General features: G+C 71.4%; 6 protein-coding genes. 4 read left to right on the top strand and 2 right to left on the bottom strand.

All coding sequences use genetic code 11. The features are described from left to right. The 3 genes from ACOJSN_RS20820 to ACOJSN_RS20810 all read left to right on the top strand — a co-directional run. The coding region (locus ACOJSN_RS20820; RefSeq protein ID WP_420114394.1) for a DNA-directed RNA polymerase subunit alpha at window positions 1-855 on the top strand (855 nt) is incomplete at its 5' end. A 30-nt stretch (window positions 856-885) separates the two neighbouring features. Continuing rightward, window positions 886-1617: a 50S ribosomal protein L17 gene (gene rplQ, locus ACOJSN_RS20815; protein ID WP_420114393.1), complete on the top strand. Its 732-nt coding sequence runs from the start codon at window positions 886-888 to the stop codon at window positions 1615-1617. Between the two features lie 193 nt (window positions 1618-1810). After that, the gene (locus ACOJSN_RS20810; protein ID WP_420114392.1) at window positions 1811-2521 is read left to right on the top strand and encodes an alpha/beta fold hydrolase; all 711 of its coding nucleotides are present in this window, start codon (window positions 1811-1813) and stop codon (window positions 2519-2521) included. A 6-nt stretch (window positions 2522-2527) separates the two neighbouring features. Here ACOJSN_RS20810 and ACOJSN_RS20805 read toward each other — a convergent pair whose 3' ends face one another. After that, a complete protein-coding gene (locus ACOJSN_RS20805) occupies window positions 2528-3301 on the bottom strand; it encodes an ROK family protein (protein ID WP_420114391.1) in 774 nt (257 codons plus the stop codon). 32 nt (window positions 3302-3333) lie between these two features. Here ACOJSN_RS20805 and truA point away from each other — a divergent pair, with 32 nt between their 5' ends. Beyond that, entirely contained in the window at window positions 3334-4230 is an 897-nt protein-coding gene (truA, locus tag ACOJSN_RS20800; RefSeq protein WP_420114390.1) for a tRNA pseudouridine(38-40) synthase TruA, read from the top strand. Between the two features lie 60 nt (window positions 4231-4290). Here the strand turns inward: truA and ACOJSN_RS20795 are convergent. Further along, window positions 4291-4510, bottom strand: a 220-nt coding sequence (locus ACOJSN_RS20795) for a DUF5709 domain-containing protein (protein WP_420114389.1), incomplete at its 5' end; no start/stop codon positions are given.

Genomic DNA, 4510 nt, shown 5'->3' with positions numbered 1-4510 from the left:
GTCACCTCGATCCGGATCGACGGCGTGCTCCACGAGTTCTCGACGATCACCGGTGTCAAGGAAGACGTCACCGAGCTGATCCTCAACATCAAGAACATCGTGGTCTCCTCCGAGAACGACGAGCCGGTCGTCATGTACCTGCGCAAGGCGGGCCCCGGCACCGTGACCGCGGGCGACATCACCCCGCCGGCCGGCGTCGAGATCCACAACCCGGACCTGCACATCGCCACCATCAACGGCAAGGGCAAGCTCGAGATCGAGCTCACCGTCGAGCGTGGCCGCGGCTACGTCTCCGCCACGCAGAACAAGTCCTCGGACGCCGAGATCGGTCGCGTCCCGGTCGACTCGATCTACTCGCCGGTCCTCAAGGTGACCTACAAGGTCGAGGCCACCCGTGTGGAGCAGCGCACCGACTTCGACAAGCTGATCGTCGACGTCGAGACCAAGAAGTCGATCGGCCCGCGCGACGCGCTCGCCTCGGCCGGCAAGACCCTGGTGGAGCTGTTCGGGCTGGCCCGTGAGCTCAACTCCGAGGCCGAGGGCATCGAGATCGGCCCGTCGCCGACCGACGCCGCGCTCGCCGAGGACCTGGCGATGCCGATCGAGCAGCTCGACCTGACGATCCGCTCCTACAACTGCCTCAAGCGCGAGGGCATCCACACCGTGGGCGAGCTCGTGGCACGCAGTGAGGCCGACCTGCTCGACATCCGCAACTTCGGTGCGAAGTCGATCACCGAGGTCAAGGAGAAGCTCGTGGGTCTCGGCCTGTCCCTCAAGGACAGCCCGGCCGACTTCGACCCGTCCCTCGTCGTGGGTGCCTACGACGACGGCGACGACTACGACGACTACAACTGAGCTCAGCCGAGCTGACGAACTGGAGCATCCATGCCTACCCCCACCAAGGGTCCCCGTCTCGGCGGCGGCCCGGCTCACGAGCGGCTGATCCTCGGCAACCTCGCCCAGGCGCTCTTCGAGCACGGCAGCATCAAGACGACGGAGGCCAAGGCCAAGCGTCTGCGTCCCCTCGCTGAGCGGCTCATCACCAAGGCCAAGCGCGGCGACCTGTCCGCACGCCGCCAGGTGCTCGCCGTGATCTCGCGCAAGGACGTGGTCCACACGCTCTTCGCCGACATCGCGCCCGCGATGGCGGAGCGTCCGGGTGGCTACACCCGCATCACCAAGGTGGCCCCCCGCAAGGGCGACAACGCCCCCATGGCGGTCATCGAGCTCGTGATGGAGACCTACAGCCCGAAGCAGGCGACCGTCAAGGAGGCCGAGGCGGCTGCCAAGCACGCTGCCAAGGACGAGCCGAAGGACGACGCGCCCGTCGAGGACGAGGCGACCGACGCCGTCGAGGACGAGGCCACCGAGGACGCTGCCGAGGCCCCCGTGCAGTTCGCGGGCGCCGTCCGCACCGACGAGGCCGGCACGGACGCCCCCGACGACGACCACCAGATCAAGGGCAACGAGGACTCGATGAAGTACCACGTGCCGGGTTCGCAGTGGTACGACGCCACTGTGGCCGAGGTCTGGTTCGGGACCGCCGAGGAGGCTGAGGCCGCTGGCTTCGAGCCCGCCGGTGGCGCCGACGCGCAGAAGGTGTCCGAGGAGGACTGAGTCCACCTCGGCCGAGGCCGCCGCGCACCACGCCGCGACCTCTTCGACGGGCCCGCCCCGGGATGACCTCCCAGGGCGGGCCCGTCGCCGTCTGACCCGGGAGGGATCTGGGGCGATCTGCTGCCAGCAGGTGACTGCGAATCACCCCAGAGCGCTATCCGCGGGTTGACCGGGCGGCTCGTAGCATGCCGTGATGGCGTCGGTGGTACTCGTGCACGGGATCCGGACCTCAGCGACCATGTGGCGAGGGCAGTCACGCTTGCTCGCGGAGGCGGGCGTGCCGCACGTCGCCGTGGACCTCCCCGGCCACGGCACCCGCGAGGGCGAGCCGTTCACGCTCGCCGCTTGCCGCGACGTGCTCGATGCCGCCGTGTCCTCGCTCGAGCCACCCCATGTCGTGGTGGGACTCTCGTTGGGCTCCTACGTCATCATCGACTGGGCCAGCACGACGGCGGAGCCTGTGTCGGCTCTCGTCCTCGCCTCGGCAGGGACCCAGCCGCGCGGCATCGGGCTGGCCGGGTACCTGGCGGTCGCCGGGGCGATCGGTCGGCTACCCGACCGAGGGTTGGGCCTGCACACCTGGCTCGCGGGCAGGGTGCTCGACGGCGACACGTCAGCCGATCTGCTCGCCGGTGGTGTGGCCCTCGACGCCATGGTTCCCACGCTGCAGGCGGTCGGCGGCATCGACGTGCTCGCAGCGCTGGATCGCGTCGACTGCCCCGTGTGGTTCGTCAACGGTTCGCGCGACCACTTCCGCGCCGAGGAGCGCCGGATCCTCCACGCCGCGCGCGCAGGCACGCTCGTGGTGGTCCCCGCCGCTGGACACCTGGTCGCACTCGACCAGCCGGCGGCGTTCCACGACGTCATCACGGAGGTCGTCACCCAGGTCGAGGCGACAGGCTGACGCCGCTCAGCCCGCCTGACCGGGCAGCGACCACACGCGTACCCCGCCGACGATGCCGGCGGAGTTCGGCACGATCACCACGTCGTCGCCGAGCTTGTCGAGCACGGTGCCCACGATGCGGCGGGAGTTGCCACCGCCCACGTACAGCCGGTCCCACAGGTACATCGGGCGCAGTGCATCGATCACGCGGCGCACGCGGCGCGACCACATCGCATCACCGAGCCGCAGCCGTTCGTGCTCGCCGATGTACTCGTCATAGGTCAGACCCCACTTGACCGGCCCCTGACTCAGCTCGAGATGCGGGGCCAGCCGGCCGCCGTCGTACATCGCGTTCCCCAGCCCGGTGCCGAAGGTGAGCATCAGCTCCAGACCGGTGCCGGCGATCACGCCCGCGCCGTGCACCTCGGCGTCGTTGAGCACGCGCGCCGGCAGGCGCAGGCGGTGCTCCAGCGCGCGCCGCATGTCGAAGCCGGACCACGCGTCCACGAGGTGGGGGAGCACCTTGGTACGGGGCCCGGAGCGGGTCACGTAGTGCGGCGTCGCGACCACCACGCCGTGCCGGATCATCCCCGGCATCCCCACCGTGACGCGCCCGGCCTCGGGGAGCTGGCCCGCGAGATCGGCGACCACCTCCACCAGCCGGTCGGGCGGCAGCGGGTACGGGGTGACCGTGCGGACCGGTTGGGCGAGCATCGTGCCGGCGGCATCGAGCACCGAGGCCTTGATCCCGCCACCGCCGCAGTCGACGGCCAGGGTGGGAGGTGCATCGTGGTCTGCCACCCGGCCAGCGTAGAGCCCTACTGTTGGTGCTCGTGGTGTCGCCCGGGCTCGTGAGGTTGCGGATCGACTGTGCCTACGACGGCGGAGCCTTCGTCGGGTGGGCTCGCCAGCCCGGCCTGCGCAGCGTCCAGGGCGAGCTCGAGCAGGCGCTCGGCACCGTGCTGCGGCTGGGTGGTCCAGCCGCGCTCACGGTCGCGGGGCGCACCGACAGCGGCGTGCACGCGCGCGGGCAGGTGGCGCACGTGGACGTGCCCGAGCAGGCGCTCGCAGCGGCACCGGGGCGCAGCGACCAGCCGCCTGAGCAGGCGCTGCGGCGGCGGCTGTCGAGTGTGCTGCCGAGCGACGTGGTGGTGCACGGCGTGCGACGCGCGCCCGAGGGGTTCGACGCACGGTTCTCCGCGATCTGGCGGCGCTACGGCTACACGGTCGTCGACGCCGAGGGACGCCGTGACCCGCTGCAGCGGGGTGCGCAGCTGTGGCACCCGCGGTCGCTGGACGTGCCCGCGATGGACGCCGCCGCCCAGCAGCTCGTGGGCGAGCACGACTTCCTCGCCTACTGCAAGCCTCGCGAAGGCGCCACCACGATCCGCACGCTGCTGGACTTCTCGTGGCGCCGCGTCGACGGCCTCGTGGTCGCCGAGGTCCGCGCCGACGCGTTCTGCCACTCGATGGTCCGCTCGCTCGTGGGCGCCTCGCTCGCCGTGGGGGAGGGCCGGTGGGACGCGAACCGCCCGCGCGACCTGCTCGAGGCCGTGCAGCGGGACAGCTCGGTGGCGGTGGTGCCGCCGCACGGGCTCGTGCTCGAGGAGGTCGGCTACCCGCCAGACGACCAGCTTGCCGCCCGCGCCACCGTGGCCCGGTCGATGCGAGAGCCGCTGACCACCTCACCACCCGCGTCTGGCGCGACTCCTCCCGACTCCTCCACGTGATTCGAGGTCATCCGGCGCCAGGCCGTGGTCGCCCGATACCTCCCACCAGGTCGACGGGGCTCAGAGATCAGGCTCGGTGAAGACGTCGACGGGGTCGCTGTCGTCGCGGTTCTCCGGCTCCAGGTGCACGGCGGCCTCTTCAGCGCTCGCGGCGCCGCCGGAGATGCCGGCGTCGCGAGCGATGCGGTCGGTGTCCCGGCCGCCGTCCTCCACGTCCTCGAGGCGGCCCGCCCGGTCGGCCTGACGCTCGCCGGCTGCCTGACCCGGTTCTGACTCCCAC

Source organism: Pseudactinotalea sp. (assembly GCF_048594945.1).
In the GTDB taxonomy this organism is placed as follows: Bacteria; Actinomycetota; Actinomycetes; order Actinomycetales; family Beutenbergiaceae; genus Pseudactinotalea.
Note: the sequence above shows the minus strand (reverse complement) of the source record. Positions and strands in the feature narration are given on the sequence as shown.